The sequence below is a fragment of the Blautia sp. DFI.9.10 genome (assembly GCF_024461705.1).
GTDB classification, from domain to species: domain Bacteria; phylum Bacillota; class Clostridia; order Lachnospirales; family Lachnospiraceae; genus Blautia_A; species Blautia_A fusiformis.
In genome coordinates this window covers 1-15,441 of sequence record NZ_JANGAA010000003.1, presented here as the reverse complement: position 1 = coordinate 15,441, position 15,441 = coordinate 1, and the positions used below count along the sequence as shown (strand labels likewise).

Below are 15,441 nucleotides of genomic sequence, written 5' to 3'. Positions count from 1 at the left end.
GTACCGCTATTCAATCCCATTCTAAAAAAGGAACCGACAGCGTAAAAACTGTCGGTTCCTTTTGGGCATACATAATAGAATATCTCATCGGTGCAGCGCAAACTTTTCAATGGCGCGTGCTACACCGTCTTCGTCATTGGAAGCAGTAATATAATCGGCTGCTTCTTTTACCTGGGGCTGTGCATTGGCCATGGCTACGCCAAAACCGACTTCCCGGAGAAGATGGACATCGTTGTCACCGTCTCCGCATGCCATAATGGATTCCCTTGGGATTCCCAGCATTTCGCCAAGAGCAACAAGAGCGGTTCCTTTGTTGACACCGGCGGCGTTGATCTCAATATTGTAGCTTAAGGAGCCTACAAGCTCCAGCTCCTTAAGTTCACTTAATTCCTTCCAGGCGGCGGCACGTTCCTCCATGTCTGCAAAAAGCGCCTGGACTTTATCCATGCTTCTGTTTTCTTTTGTAATGACATCCTGGATGTCCGGAACCGCGATACGGGTAGTACGGACATAATTCCACATATTAGGGTCGTGATGGTATTTTCCTACATTATCAAGCTTGGCAGCGTCTGCATATCCCTGGCCGTCAAAATAGATCTCACTTAAAGTATCATATTTTTCAAAGATACGGAGAGCTTTTTTTGCACTTTCCATGGGAAGAAGCTGCTCGATAAGAAGTTTATTATGGTCTGTATCAAGGACTCTGGCTCCGTTGGAGGTGAGAGCATAGTGAATTCCCGGAAAATTTCTCAGTTCCGCGGGAATGCCGGTATATGGCCGGCCGGTAGCCATCAGAACAAGGATACCTGCATCAATAGCTTCCCTGAGAACGCGCCTGGTATTTTCTGTGAGTTCTTTTTTTGTATTCAGAAGAGTTCCGTCCAGATCAAGACCGATCATTTTTATCTGCTGCATATTTAAGATTTCCTTTCCCGGTTAAGGTCACATATACAGAAAAACCGTCCCGAAAAAACATTTTCCGGGACGGTATCTATCTGTTTATCAGATATCAAGAAGATCACTGTAAACTTTCAGTGCTCCGTCTGTATCATGAGCGAGAACACGTTTTGCAAGAACCTTACCAAGCTGTACACCCTCCTGGTCAAAGCTGTTCAGGTTCCATACAAAGCCCTGGAACATGATCTTGTTCTCAAAGTGTGCAAGAAGCGCACCCAGAGACTTCGGTGTAAGTTCCTCACCAACAATGATACTGGAAGGACGTCCGCCCTTGAAGTTTTTGTTCAGGTTCTCATCTTCTTTTCCACATGCAAAAGCAACGATCTGTGCTGCAACGTTTGCACAGAGCTTCTGCTGGCTTGTGCTGTTCTCGATATCAACATCAACACCAAGCTGGCTCTTCTTAAAGCCGATGAACTGAAGCGGAACAATATTGGTTCCCTGATGCAGAAGCTGGTAGAAGGAGTGCTGTCCGTTGGTTCCTGGCTCACCAAAGATCACCGGTCCGGTCACATAATCCACCGGCTCACCAAAGCGGTTTACAGATTTACCGTTAGACTCCATATCACACTGCTGAAGATGAGCAGGGAAGCGGCTTAATGCCTGTGAGTATGGTAAAACTGCAGTAGAAGGATATCCCTGTACATTTCTCTCATAAACGCCGATCAGGGCATCCAGCATATCCGGGTTCTCAAGAATGTTCTTATTTGTTGCAAGCTTATCCTCCTCGGCAGCTCCGTCAAGCAGCTCTGCGAATACTTCCGGTCCGAATGCCAGGGAAAGGATTGCTCCGCCTACACCGGAAACAGAAGAGTAACGTCCGCCGATATAGTCATCCATAAAGATTGCGGTAAGGTAGTCATCGCTCTTTGCCAGAGGAGAAGTCTCACTGGTTACAGCAAGCATATGTCTGGACGGGTTCAGGCCCGCTTTTGTAAGGGCGTCTTTTACGAATGCCTCATTTGTCAGAGTTTCAAGTGTTGTACCGGATTTGGATACAACGATGAAAAGAGAGTGAGCAAGATCTACAGATGCAAGAACAGCAGCTGCATCATCCGGGTCAACGTTGCTGATGAATTTTGCTTCCATCTTGAAGGTGTTGTTTGCCTTTGCCCAGTTCTCAAGTGCGATATATAATGCACGCGGTCCCAGGTCACTTCCGCCGATACCGATCTGTACAACCGTAGTGAATTTCTCACCGGCTTCATTTGTGATCTCGCCTGCATGTACTTTGTTTGCAAAATCTGCAGCTTTCTTCTGCTGAGCTACATAGAATTCTCGCTTGTCCACACCGTCAACAACAACAGGCTCGCCAAGCTGTGTACGTGCAAGATGATGAAGGACCATACGTTTCTCGCCTGTGTTGATCACTGCGCCGTTATATAATTCCTGGAATTTCTCGATCAGTTCTGCCTCATCAGCCAGTTTGGAAAGTGCGTCAAGAACGGTCTCGTCCACTTCCTTAGCTGCGTAATTGTAAGCCAAACCTGCTGCCATCGGTACGCTGTACTTCTTTACACGTTCTGCACCCTGCTCGCCGGACATTGCTTCTGCAATGTTCACGTGATCTTTCAGACTGTTAAGTTTGCTGTAAGAAGCAAGAGTGTCCAGATTTTTCCATGTTGCCATAATCATATTCCTCCTTTAATGACTGTGATCAGAGATATCACCATAAATCCTTCGGATATCTTTTTCACAATTGTCTACAGCCAATTATACTGAAAAAAGCTCTGGATTTCAACGGAAGGAACGATTTAATTGGTGAAAATCTTGTTAAATAAGGTAAAAAATATCAGAGATAACAGGATCGTGACGGAAATATGAAGAAGTTTCCGTCAGCAGCAGGACAGGAATGGGGAAATATGATATGATAGAAAACAGATCACCCGGAGAAAAAAACCGGGAAAATAATAAGTGATGAAGGGAATTGTTTTATGGAGGAAATGAAGAAAAAAGGAAATGTGATCGCACTGCTGCCTATCGGTGTTTTTCTGGTCCTGTATCTGGGACTGGGGATTTTGTTTGAGTATGTGATGAAGATCCCTATGGGATTTTATAATGTACCGATCGTTGTGGCTTTTCTGTCTGCGATCCTGGTGGCATGTGTTCAGAACAGAACGATCAGCTTTGACAGAAAGCTGGAGCTTATGGCAAAAGGAGTAGGAGATAAAAATATCATCACCATGCTTCTGATCTTTCTGACCGCAGGCTCTTTTGTGGGTGTTGTGGGGCGCAGCAGTGCAGAAAGTGTGGCCTACTGTATGCTTTCTCTGATACCGGCACGTTTTTCTGTTGCGGTATTGTTTGTAGTTGCCTGCTTCGTATCTGTGGCTATGGGAACTTCCGTTGGGACGATCACGCTTCTTACCCCTATTGCGGTAGCGGTTTCCAAAGCTTCCGGTTTTGATATGGCATTTTGTGTGGCATCGGTGATGGGAGGAGCCATGTTTGGTGACAACCTTTCTTTTATTTCTGATACCACGATCGCAGCCTGCAACGGTCAGGGCTGTCAGATGAAGGATAAATTCCGGGAAAATTTCTGGATCGCATTTCCGGCAGCTGTTGTTACACTGATCCTGATCCTTATCCTGTCTTTTCAGACAGAGATTCAGGGAAGAGTGGTACAGGATTATCATCTTGTGCAGATCCTTCCGTATGTTCTGGTGCTGATTGGCGGGATTATCGGCATCAATGTATTTGTGGTACTTCTGATCGGAATTGTCTCCGGCGCATTTATCATGCTTCTTGGAGGACATATCACGCCGGTGGAGCTTCTGACAAATATTGGCTCCGGTGTTTCCGGGATGTTTGAGACATGTATGGTGGCTATCCTTGTAGCAGCCATGTGTGCGCTGATCCGGGAGCATGGAGGCTTTGAAGCACTGCTTTCCGGAATACAGAGAGTTTTTAAAGGGAAAAAAGGCGGACTTCTTGGTATGGGACTTCTGGTTGGAACTATGGATATCGCAACAGCCAATAATACGGTGGCCATTGTTATGGCCAACCCCATTGCAAAGGAAATGGCGCTGGAATATAAGATCACTTCCAGAAAGACAGCTTCTATCCTGGATACATTTTCCTGTATTTTCCAGGGGGTGATCCCATATGGAGCCCAGATGCTGGTTGCCATTTCTGCGGCAAAGGAACTGGGATTTGAGCTTTCTGCTTTTCAGATCATGCCGAAACTGTTTTACCCCATGCTTCTGCTTGTGAGTTCTCTGATCGCGATCTTTGGTATAAAAGGCGGGGATGATAAATGAATCAGGAAGAGATGATCCGGGATGTCCGGAAAAGACTGTTTGAAATGCAGGATACAGGATATCGGGATTTTCATGCAAGGCTGGTTCCGACTGTGGAGAAAGAAAAGATCATCGGTATCCGGACACCGATACTCCGGAAATTTGCAAAAGAATTTGGAAAAACAGAAAGATCCGAAATGTTCCTGAAGGTTCTTCCTCATCAGTATTATGAGGAAAATAATCTCCATGGCCTGCTGATCGAGCAGATCAGAGATTATGATAAATGTCTGGGAGAACTGGAGTGTTTTCTTCCGCATATTGATAACTGGGCGACCTGTGATCTGCTGACGCTCCATATGATGAAAAAACACCGTGATATATTTATCCGGGAGGTTTATCGCTGGATGGAGTCGGATAAGCCTTATACCATCCGGTTCGGGATCAGTATGCTGATGCGCCATTATCTGGACGAAGGATTTAAACCGGAATATCCGGAGAAAGTGGCAGCGATCCGCTCGGAAGAATATTATGTAAATATGATGCGAGCCTGGTATTTTGCTACAGCACTGGCAAAACAGTATGAGAAGATCCTTCCATTCTTGGAAGAGCAGAGAATGGATATCTGGACTCATAATAAGACGATCCAGAAATCCATTGAAAGCTACCGGATCACACAGGAGCAGAAGGATCATCTCAGGACACTGCGGATAAAGAAATAAACAGCAGGTAAGGGTTGGAATATGAAGGCAATATCAATCTATGCACTTACAAGAAATCAGAATATGGAATGTGTCCAGAAGCTGGAACGCCAGCTTTCCGGCAGAGATTTTTTTCTCAGGATCAAAGAATGGGAACTGGAAAGTATGAAAGCACTGGTGAAGCAACTGGAACTGCATATGGAGGAAGTGTATAAGCTGCGCTTTTTCTATTCGTTTCAGATCCCGAAGCTTGGAAAGGAGTTCGATCTTCTTCAGATCAAAGATGACCAGATCGTGAATATTGAACTGAAAAGCGGCATTGTGTCGGACGAGGCTATCCGGAGACAGCTGATCCAGAACCGGTATTATCTGTCTGTTTTTGGAAAACCGATCCTGTCTTATACCTATATCAGCAGTGAAGATCATCTGGTGAGACTGACCAATCATGATCACATTGTGGAGGGGGATTGGAAACAGCTATGTATTGCATTGGGGAAAGAAAGCCCGGACTATGAGGGAGATATCGAGGATCTGTTTCAGGCAGAGCTTTATCTGATCTCTCCGCTGACAGAACCGGAGCGTTTTCTCAAAAAAGAGTATTTCCTTACTTCCCAGCAGAGAGATATTGAACGGCAGATTCTGAAGAGAATACGTGGAGAAAGAGGAGGATATTTCTGGTTCAGCGGACTTCCAGGAACCGGAAAAACATTGTTGCTTTATGATATTGCGATGAAGTTGTCCGTGCGCCAGAGAGTCTGTATCATTCACTGTGGAGAGGCGGGAAAAGAATGGAAGATTCTTCATGAACGTCTGCGGCGGATAGATTTTCTGGCAGATACTCAGCTGGACGGAACGACGGATCTTGGCTGTTACAGCAGCATTCTGGTAGATGAAGCACATCTTCTGTCCCTGGAAAAATTATCGGTTCTGCTTACATGGAGTGAGCACAGGCCGGTGATCTTTTCCAGTGATTCCGAGGATGTGATCTCACCGGAAGAGATGGATCGTAGCATTGTGGAAAGCCTGGGAAATCTGCCGGAGATCCAGAAATTCCATCTGACAAACCGGATCCGTACCAATGCGGAACTTTCCTCTTTTATCCAGAACATGATGCACCTGCCGGAAAAAAGAAGCCCCAGATGGTATTCGCATATTGCAGTGGTGTATGCCAATAATGACCGCGAGGTGGAAAATTTTCTGAATGATTTTGCGGGACAGGGGTATCAGCAGCGGATGCCAGAGGGTTCTGGACAGCTTGGTATCCAGGCAGTGAGAGATGCGGAGAAGATCGTTGTATTGCTGGATGAACAGTATTATTACGACGAAAAAGGATATTTAAGATCCAGGTGCTCCGCGGAAAAATATTCCAGTGTACGAAAACTTTTTCATCTTTTGAATCAGGCGAAAGAGAGCCTGGCTCTGGTGGTGAGAGAGAATATGGCGGTATATGAAGTGATGATGGAGATTTTGCAGATGCACAGAAACAGATAAAAACAAAAGATTAAAGACAATGGAGAGGAAGACAGAGAGATGGAAGTTTTGGAGATTGTTTTGCCTGTACTGGCGATGATCATTCTTGGAATCCTGTGCAGAAAATGGAAACTTTTAGATCAGAGTGGTGTCAATAACATGAAAACACTGGTAACAAATATTATGCTTCCTGTGGCAATTTTTCATGCACTGGCAACAGCAGAGTACAGTGGAAAGATCGGAATTTTGGTTCTGATCATGTTTGTGATGCTCTTGATTTCATTTGGGGCAGGATTCTGGATGAAAAGATTTATGGACGAGCCATATAAGAAATATCTTCCGTTTCTGATCTGTATCTATGAAGGTGGAATGATGGCTTACCCGTTGTATACAAGTCTTTGTGGTAGCGAAAATCTTTCACAGATTGCAGTGCTGGATATTGCGGGACTTCTTTTTGGATTCAGTGTGTATATGGGAATGCTGGGACAGACGGAAAACGGGGAAAAGATCAATGCAAAAAGCCTGTTTTACAGTGCATTGCGAACCCCTGCTTTTATAGGAACGGTTCTTGGAATTATTGTGGGACTGACACGAATGATCACCCGGCTTCTGGACAGTCCTTTTGGCAATTGTTATCTCAGTGTGGAGAATATTCTGACAACGGCCATTACGCCGATTATTCTTATTGTAGTTGGGTACAGTATGGAACTTGCGCCGGAACTTATCAGCCCCTGCCTCAAAACCATATTGCTGAGAGTCCTTTTGCAGGCAGTGATGATTGCGGGAGTTCTCATGGCAGTAAAATATTTGGTAGGAGGTTCCAGGCTTCTGAACCTGGCGGTTATTACATATATGTCCTCGCCTGCTACATTCAGTATGCAGACTTTTCTGAGAAAGAAAGAGAGCAGTGCCTATGCATCCACAACAAATTCTCTGTATTGTGTGGTCTCAATCCTGGTTTATATCACACTGGCAGTGGCAGGATGATGGAACTGAAAGAAGGGATCAAATGACGACAACGACATTATGTTATATAGAAAACGATGATAAATTCCTGATGCTTCACAGAGTAAAAAAACAGGATGATATGAATGAGGGCAAATGGATCGGCGTTGGCGGGCATGTGGAAAGTCAGGAAACTCCGGAAGAATGCCTTGTTCGTGAGGTGAAAGAGGAAACAGGGCTGACACTTACCTCCTATAAGTTCCGTGGCCTGGTGACATTTATAAACAGTGAATGCGAATCAGAACTTATGTGTGTGTTCACAGCCGATGAATATACAGGAGAACTGATTGAATGTGATGAGGGAGAACTTTGCTGGGTTGACAAAGCCATGGTGCCGAATCTTCCGGCATGGGAGGGGGATCAGGTATTTCTTGATCTGCTCCTTTCAGGAGAAAAACGCTTTTTTTCTGTAAAATTGCAGTATGAAGGTGACAGACTTGTAGAGAAGAAAATTCATTTGTATTAATAGTAGATTGTTTCATAGCTGGAGGGAAAATCATGTTTAATAAAATGATTGCACAGCAAACCGCAAAAAAAGAAAAACTTCTTGATAATTTTCTGAAAAAACATGAAGCGGAATATCCGTTTCCGGAAGATGTGGAACTCATTTGTGACATTGACTATATGGGAGATGGAAAGCCCTGTCATTTCATGGATATTTACCGTCCCCGAAATTATGAAGGAAAACTTCCAGTCATGTTTAACCTGCACGGAGGCGGTTTTCTCTTTGGGAAAAAAGAAGAGGGCCATTTGTTCTGTGCAGAAATGAGTCAGAGAGGTTTTTTGGTGTTCTCATTTGAATATCCGCTTGCACCGGAAGCGTTGTTTCCGCAGATTCTTAAGGATCTGATGACAGGAATGGGAAATGCAAAGAGATATTTTGAAACCTATGATGGTGACGGAGAACATATTTATATGACAGGAACCAGTGCGGGGGCGAGCCTGTGCGTATATCTGGCCGCTATGTTAAAAAGTCCTGAATTGGCAAAGGCTTTTCAGGTTGTTCCAAATGATCTGAAAATTCGGGCGCTGGGTCTGGCAAGTGGAATGTATTATACAACCAAACCGGACAGTATAGGGATTTTTCTTCCCTCCTATATTTACGGGAAACACTGGAAAAAGAGTTCGTTTTATCCATATATAAATCCGGAAAACAAAGAAATTATCCGAAACCTGCCACCGTCATTTCTGGTCACAGCTTATGGAGATACTTTTCGAAATTACAGCAGACAGTATGCAAAAGCGATAAAAAAAGCCGGTGTGATCTGTCATCTTGAAGATTATGAGGTGGACAAAAAACTTCCGCATGCTTTTAGTACAACTTTTCCTGAAATGGAGGAAAGTAAACGTGCAAATACGCAGATGGTGGAATTTCTTCTTAAATACTGATGAAATGCCAGGAAACCTTACTGGAGTCCGGATCCGGATTATTCTCCCTGCACAAGGATGCAATCGCTATATACAGTTAAGAACACAATTTTCTTGAAATCCTAACCATAGATGATTATAATAGGGAGAAGGTATGTCAATTTTGTGCTATTAATGATATTTGGCATTGCATTGTATTTTAATATACAAAATGCCATTTTTCTTTACGATAAGTTCGCGAAAATCCGCAGGATATTAACTGTTTGTGGGTAATGATAACCATTGTTGGCAAGTTGAAAAAATGTCCATTTTTGACCAAACGGGGTTTTGGGCACCATTTTATAGCAACTTTTTACACAAGAATTGGCTTACAAATATAAACATTTTTGATGTTTCACTGAATTTTATATCTTTAAATTCTTTGTGAAATATTACTAATTTTAGAAAGGGATAGAATGAGAAAATTAGCATTAAGTGATGAAATTTTGCTCAAAGTTGATAAAGCTGCCCGCTATATTGGCGGCGAAGTCAACTCTGTAATGAAAGATAAAAATGAGGTAGAAATCCGTTTTGCAATGTGCTTCCCGGATGTCTACGAAATCGGCATGTCCAACCTCGGTATGATGATCCTCTACAACATGTTCAACCAGCGTGAGGATGTTTGGTGTGAGCGCCTCTTTTCTCCATGGCCGGATCTGGATAAGGTGATGAGGGAGAAGAAGATTCCGTTGTTTGCACTGGAATCCCAGGAACCGATCCGGGATTTTGATTTTCTTGGAATTACGATTGGGTACGAAATGTGCTACACCAATATTCTGCAGGTACTGGATCTCAGTGGTATCCCGTTGAAGAGCGCAGACCGTGGTGAGGATTTCCCTATTGTGATCGGTGGCGGTGCCTGTGCGTATAATCCGGAGCCGTTGGCACCTTTTTTTGATATGTTTTATATCGGAGAAGGGGAAACGGTTTATGATGCACTTTTTGATGCATACAAGGCCAATAAAAAGGCTGGCGGCAGCAGGAGAGATTTCCTTCTGGCAGCAGCTAAGATTCCTGGAATTTATGTTCCGTCTCTCTATGAAGTTACCTATAAAGAAGATGGTACGATCGCATCCTTTGCACCGACGGCGGATGGTGTTCCTGAGAAGGTCCAGAAACAGCTGATCATTGATATGGAAAAGGAATATCGTGCTGTGGAGGCACCGGTCGTTCCTCACATTAAGGCAACACAGGATCGTGTAACTCTTGAGATCCAGAGAGGATGCATTCGAGGCTGTCGTTTCTGCCAGGCAGGTATGATCTATCGTCCGACCCGTGAACGTGATGTGGAGACTTTGAAGGAATCGGCGCGTATCATGCTGAAAAATACAGGACACGAAGAGATTTCCCTTAGTTCCTTAAGCTCCAGTGACTATTCCCAGCTGAAAGAACTGGTGAACTTCCTGATCGAAGAGTTTCATGGAAAGGCTGTTAATATTTCCTTACCATCTCTCAGGATCGATGCGTTTGCACTGGATGTTATGAGTAAAGTGCAGGATGTAAAGAAAAGCAGCCTGACTTTTGCTCCGGAAGCTGGTTCTCAGCGACTTCGTGACGTTATCAACAAAGGTCTGACAGAGGAAGTGATCCTCCATGGTGCGGGCGAAGCATTTAAGGGTGGCTGGAATCAGGTGAAGCTTTACTTTATGCTCGGTCTTCCCACAGAAACAGAAGACGATATGAAGGGAATTGCTCATCTGGCACAGAAGATCGCAGAGACCTATTATGAGGTGGTTCCGAAAGAACAGCGTAAAGGCAAGGTACAGATCAACGTCAGCACATCTTTCTTTGTGCCGAAGCCGTTTACCCCATTTCAGTGGGCACCAATGTATACAGAGCAGGATTTTGTGGAAAAAGCCAAGGTGGTTAAAAATGAAGTCCGCGCTCAGCTGAATCAGAGAAGTATCCGTTATAACTGGCATGAACCGGATGTAACAGCTCTGGAAGGATTTCTCGCACGCGGGGACAGACGATGCGCGGATGTGATCCTGAAGGCTTATGAAAAAGGTGCCCTTTACGATGCTTGGACAGAAAATTTTGATTATGATATCTGGAAGGAAGCTATGGCTGAATGCGGAGTGGATATGACATTCTACACACTTCGTGAAAGAAGCCTGGATGAGATCCTTCCATGGGATTTCATTGATACCGGTGTCAGCCGCAGATTCCTGGAGCGTGAATGGCAGCGTGCAAAAGAGGGTGTTGTGACGGAAAACTGCCGTCAGAAATGTTCCGCATGTGGAGCTATGAAATTTAAAGGAGGTGTCTGCCTTGAAGGTAAGAATTAAATTCAGCAAAGAGGGTCCTATGAAGTTTGTGGGACATCTGGATACCATGCGTTATTTCCAGAAAGCACTTCGTCGTGCAGAGCTTCCGGTAGCGTTTTCCGGTGGATACAGCCCGCATATGATCATGTCTTTTGCGGTTCCACTTGGAGTGGGGATGGAGAGTCTCGGAGATTATTTTGACCTGGAAATGGCAGAAGATATGCCTACTGCAGAGATCGCAGCCCGTCTGGAGGAACAGATGGCAGAGGGGATGCATATCGTTAGCGTCCGCAAGGTAGAGGATGGAAAAGCGGGTAAAGCGATGGCACTGGTGGCAGCAGCAGATTATCTTGTGGAGTTCCGTCCGGGCAAAGAGCCTTCTATTGACTGGAAAAGCCGTGTGAAAGAATTTCTGGCACAGCCGGAGATCAAAGTGACCAAGCAGACCAAGCGCAGCGAAAAGGAGATCGATCTTCGTCCGAATATCTATAAAATGGAAGTAAGAGAGAATGGGTTCTTTTATATGCTGGCATCTGCAAGCTCTAATTATACGAAGCCGGAGATGGTAACAAACACCTTTTTCCACTGGATTGGAGAAGAACTTCCGGAATTTGCCTTCACAGTGAAACGTCTGGAAATGTATGCCGATAAAGGAGAAAATGCAAGCCCACGTTTTGTGACTCTGGAATCATTAGGTGAGGAAATTGAGTAAACTGATCATAACAAGAATGGAGATCCATGGTGTGCCCTGTACAGTAGCGGCCCTTTCGGAGGAGGAACGGATCGTTGAGATCCGACTGGAATCCGATCAGGAAAAATCCATTCTTGGAAATATATATACCGGACAGGTCGAAAATATCGCATCCAATATCCAGGCGGCTTTTGTGCAGATCGAGCCTGGAAAGAGATGCTACTATTCTCTTGCAGAGGCACAGAGAGCTGTTTTTTCCGCAGGAAGAAAAGGAAACGGACCATTGCGGCCTGGAGATGAGCTCCTGGTACAGGTGAGCAGGGATGCCATGAAGGGAAAACTTCCGGCACTGACATCCAATCTGAATTTTACGGGAAGATATCTTGTTCTCACTACAGGAGATAAAAAGTTTGGTCTGTCTTCCAAGCTGGCACTGGAAGATCGCCATCGCCTCAGCGGATGGCTGAAAGAGGAAGCAGAGCGTCCGGATAAGGAATTCGGTATCATTGTCCGGACCAATGCCGCAGACGCTTCCAAAGAAGAGATCCTGAAGGAACTGGAGTGGCTGAAGGGCCGCTACCATAAAGCCGTAGTTCAGGGACGGAACCGTACCTGTTTCAGTCTTGTACTGGAGACAGAACCATTTTATGTGGCGGCTGTAAGGGATGCTTATGGTCGTGACCTGGATGAGATCATTACCGATGTGCCGGAAATCAGAGAAATGATCCTGGGATATCTGGAAGAGATCAGCCCGGAGCTTAAAGAAAAGCTTCGTTTTTATCAGGACAAACTTCTTCCGCTTTATAAGCTGTATCGTGTGGAAACTGCACTGGATGCGATCCAGAAAGAAAAAGTATGGCTGAACAGCGGCGGATTTCTGGTGATCCAGCAGACGGAGGCCTTTGTATCCATTGATGTAAACAGTGGAAAATATACCGGAAAGAAGAAAATGGAAGAAACCTTCCGCAAGATCAATCTGGAAGCGGCTGCGGAGATCGGCCGGCAGTTGCGGCTGCGTAATCTTTCAGGTATTATCCTGATCGATTTTATCAACATGGAAAATCCGGATCACAGAGATGAACTCTTTCATGTTTTACAGAAGCTCCTCAGAAAAGATCCGGTAAAGAGTAGGGCCATTGATATCACACCATTGCATATCCTGGAAATGACCAGAAAGAAAGTAAGACGTCCGGTGATCGAGGACATCCGGGAGCTTACAAAAAAATAATAAAAATATCAAAAAAACTATTGACATAACAGTATGTCACTGTTATGATAATCGAGTATGCCGCACAAAGAGGTTAAAGAGCTTCAGTTTCAGAACAGGAGCCACCGAATTTGGCGAGTAAATAATTAGGAGGTGCCACAGATGTACGCAATTATTGCAACAGGTGGTAAACAGTACAAGGTTGCCGAGGGTGACGTAATTAAAGTTGAAAAGCTCGGTGTAGAAGCTGGTGAAACCGTAACATTTGACAACGTGATCGCAGTCAGCAATGACGGATTAAAGGTTGGCGAGGATGTAAAAGATGCCAGTGTTACCGCTTCTGTAGTTGAAAACGGTAAGAATCGCAAGGTCATCGTTTACAAATACAAACGCAAAACTGGATATCACAAGAAAAACGGACACAGACAGCAGTACACCAAAGTTAAGATCGAAAAGATTAACGGTTAATCTGGTGTCATCATGATTACAATTAAAGTCAGAAAGAAAAACGGATCTTATGAAGAATTTATTTCGAAGGGACATGCCGGTTATGCAGAAGCCGGACAGGATATTGTCTGTGCTGCGGTATCTGCACTGATCATTACCACGGTGAATTCTCTTGAGAAATTCACAGATGATAAATTTGATGTGCAGGAAGAGGATGGATTTGTTTCCATTCATTTCAGAAATGATCTTTCTGAACGGGGGATGCTCCTTATGGATTCCTTACTTCTCGGTCTGACGGAAATTGCTGGTAGTTATAACAATCGATATTTGACAGTAAAAGTCAAGGAGGTGTAACAACAATGATGAAGATGAACCTTCAGTTATTCGCACATAAAAAGGGAGTTGGTTCTACAAAGAACGGTCGTGATTCCGAGTCTAAGAGATTAGGTGCGAAAAGAGCAGACGGACAGTTTGTAAAAGCCGGAAACATTCTTTACAGACAGCGCGGAACCAAGATTCACCCAGGTGAAAACGTAGGCTGCGGTAAAGACTATACTTTATTTGCACTTACAGACGGAGTCGTAAGATTCACAAGAAAAGGTCGCGATAAGAAACAGGTTTCTATCGTTCCTGTAGACGCAGAGTAATGAAATAGGTAAAAGGCTTCAAATCGATCCGGTTTGGAGCCTTTTTTTGGAATAGAGGTGTAATATGTTTGCAGATAGAGCAAGGATCATTATCCGCTCCGGTAAAGGCGGCGACGGACATGTAAGCTTCCGACGTGAGCTGTATGTACCCAATGGCGGGCCGGATGGCGGCGATGGTGGCCGTGGCGGTGATGTGATTTTTGAGATCGACGAGGGCCAGAATACTCTCGGAGACTACAGACACAGAAGAAAATATAAAGCTGAGGATGGCCAGGAAGGCGGTAAAAAACGCTGCCATGGTGCAGACGGTAAGGATGTGGTCCTGAAGGTTCCGGAAGGTACGGTGATCATGGATGCGGAATCCGGCAAGGTCATCGCGGATATGTCCGGTGAGAATCGCAGACAGGTCGTATTAAAAGGCGGTCGTGGTGGAAAAGGCAATCAGCACTATGCAACAGCTACCATGCAGGTACCGAAATATGCCCAGCCTGGACAGCCGGCTCAGGAACTTGAGGTTCTCCTTGAGCTTAAAGTGATCGCAGATGTTGGTCTGGTAGGATTTCCGAATGTTGGTAAATCTACCTTCCTTTCCCGTGTGACAAATGCACAGCCGAAGATCGCCAACTATCATTTCACAACGTTGAGCCCTAATCTTGGCGTTGTAGATACTGATAACGGCGGTTTTGTTATCGCTGATATCCCGGGACTGATCGAGGGTGCATCAGAAGGTGTGGGACTTGGACATGAATTCCTCCGTCATATTGAGCGTACACGAGTTATCATCCACATTGTAGATGCCGCTTCCGTAGAAGGTCGTGATCCAGTGGAGGATATCCACAAGATCAATAAAGAACTGGAGGCCTATAATCCGGAAATTGCAGCAAGACCGCAGGTGATCGCAGCCAACAAGATTGACTGTATTTTTGATGATGGCGAAGAAAGCCCTATTGATCAACTGAAAGCAGAATTTGAGCCACAGGGTATTTCGGTTTATCCAATTTCAGCCGTTACCGGGCAGGGTGTCAGAGAACTCCTTTTCCATGTGAAAGAGCTTCTAGATAAGAGCCCGATGAAACCGGTAGTGTTTGAACAGGAATTCTTCCCGGAAGATGTTCTTGTAAATGAAAATCTTCCGTTTACTGTGGAGCGCAGCGAGGAAGATCCGGAAGTATTCCTTGTGGAAGGTCCTAAGATTGAAAAAATGCTTGGCTATACAAATCTGGATTCTGAGAAGGGATTTGCCTTCTTCCAGAAATTCCTGAAAGAGGGCGGTATCCTGGAGGAACTGGAAAAAGCCGGCATCCAGGAAGGCGATACGGTTCGTATGTATGGCTTTTATTTTGATTATTATTAGGTAATTGCGAAACTCGCGGTGCTCGTTCGTAACCTTGAACCAAAACAAGGAA

The 15,441-nt window shown here is 44.8% G+C and carries 15 protein-coding genes; 13 read left to right on the top strand and 2 right to left on the bottom strand.

Going from position 1 to position 15,441, the window contains the following annotated elements; translation table 11 throughout:
* Positions 1–84: 84 nt before the first annotated feature.
* Positions 85–915 (bottom strand): Cof-type HAD-IIB family hydrolase, encoded by an 831-nt coding sequence (locus NE671_RS02310; RefSeq protein WP_092069966.1) that lies wholly within the window; start codon positions 913–915, stop codon positions 85–87.
* Between the two features lie 87 nt (positions 916–1,002).
* Positions 1,003–2,586: a glucose-6-phosphate isomerase gene (locus tag NE671_RS02305; protein WP_256163601.1), complete on the bottom strand. Its 1,584-nt coding sequence runs from the start codon at positions 2,584–2,586 to the stop codon at positions 1,003–1,005.
* Between the two features lie 314 nt (positions 2,587–2,900).
* Here NE671_RS02305 and NE671_RS02300 point away from each other — a divergent pair, with 314 nt between their 5' ends.
* From NE671_RS02300 to obgE, 13 genes are all read left to right on the top strand, one after another.
* Positions 2,901–4,217, top strand: coding sequence for a Na+/H+ antiporter NhaC family protein (locus NE671_RS02300; RefSeq protein ID WP_256163600.1), 1,317 nt, complete (start codon positions 2,901–2,903; stop codon positions 4,215–4,217).
* The gene (locus NE671_RS02295; protein WP_173740293.1) at positions 4,214–4,915 is read left to right on the top strand and encodes a DNA alkylation repair protein; all 702 of its coding nucleotides are present in this window, start codon (positions 4,214–4,216) and stop codon (positions 4,913–4,915) included. The genes NE671_RS02300 and NE671_RS02295 overlap by 4 nt, the downstream gene beginning before the upstream one ends.
* Positions 4,916–4,936: 21 nt before the next feature.
* Positions 4,937–6,385 carry a DNA/RNA helicase domain-containing protein gene (locus NE671_RS02290; protein ID WP_256163599.1) on the top strand — a complete coding sequence of 483 codons (1,449 nt, stop codon included), beginning with the start codon at positions 4,937–4,939 and terminating at the stop codon, positions 6,383–6,385.
* A gap of 39 nt (positions 6,386–6,424) precedes the next feature.
* Positions 6,425–7,351, top strand: coding sequence for an AEC family transporter (locus NE671_RS02285; RefSeq protein WP_022427259.1), 927 nt, complete (start codon positions 6,425–6,427; stop codon positions 7,349–7,351).
* A gap of 22 nt (positions 7,352–7,373) precedes the next feature.
* Complete coding sequence (locus tag NE671_RS02280; protein ID WP_022427260.1) at positions 7,374–7,835, top strand: NUDIX hydrolase; 462 nt, start codon at positions 7,374–7,376, stop codon at positions 7,833–7,835.
* Between the two features lie 32 nt (positions 7,836–7,867).
* Positions 7,868–8,758 (top strand): alpha/beta hydrolase, encoded by an 891-nt coding sequence (locus NE671_RS02275; protein ID WP_022427261.1) that lies wholly within the window; start codon positions 7,868–7,870, stop codon positions 8,756–8,758.
* A 434-nt stretch (positions 8,759–9,192) separates the two neighbouring features.
* On the top strand, positions 9,193–11,064 hold the full coding sequence (locus NE671_RS02270) for a TIGR03960 family B12-binding radical SAM protein (RefSeq protein WP_173740292.1): 1,872 nt from the start codon (positions 9,193–9,195) through the stop codon (positions 11,062–11,064).
* A complete protein-coding gene (locus NE671_RS02265; RefSeq protein ID WP_334292737.1) occupies positions 11,039–11,755 on the top strand; it encodes a TIGR03936 family radical SAM-associated protein in 717 nt (238 codons plus the stop codon). The genes NE671_RS02270 and NE671_RS02265 overlap by 26 nt, the downstream gene beginning before the upstream one ends.
* Positions 11,739–12,962 (top strand): ribonuclease E/G, encoded by a 1,224-nt coding sequence (locus tag NE671_RS02260; protein ID WP_334292420.1) that lies wholly within the window; start codon positions 11,739–11,741, stop codon positions 12,960–12,962. Before NE671_RS02265 ends, NE671_RS02260 begins: the two co-directional genes overlap by 17 nt.
* Positions 12,963–13,103: 141 nt before the next feature.
* On the top strand, positions 13,104–13,409 hold the full coding sequence (gene rplU / locus NE671_RS02255) for a 50S ribosomal protein L21 (RefSeq protein WP_015525170.1): 306 nt from the start codon (positions 13,104–13,106) through the stop codon (positions 13,407–13,409).
* A gap of 12 nt (positions 13,410–13,421) precedes the next feature.
* On the top strand, positions 13,422–13,742 hold the full coding sequence (locus tag NE671_RS02250) for a ribosomal-processing cysteine protease Prp (RefSeq protein ID WP_092069983.1): 321 nt from the start codon (positions 13,422–13,424) through the stop codon (positions 13,740–13,742).
* A gap of 5 nt (positions 13,743–13,747) precedes the next feature.
* Positions 13,748–14,035 carry a 50S ribosomal protein L27 gene (rpmA, locus tag NE671_RS02245; RefSeq protein WP_015525168.1) on the top strand — a complete coding sequence of 96 codons (288 nt, stop codon included), beginning with the start codon at positions 13,748–13,750 and terminating at the stop codon, positions 14,033–14,035.
* Between the two features lie 64 nt (positions 14,036–14,099).
* Positions 14,100–15,389 (top strand): GTPase ObgE, encoded by a 1,290-nt coding sequence (gene obgE, locus NE671_RS02240; protein WP_256163598.1) that lies wholly within the window; start codon positions 14,100–14,102, stop codon positions 15,387–15,389.
* Positions 15,390–15,441: the final 52 nt, after the last annotated feature.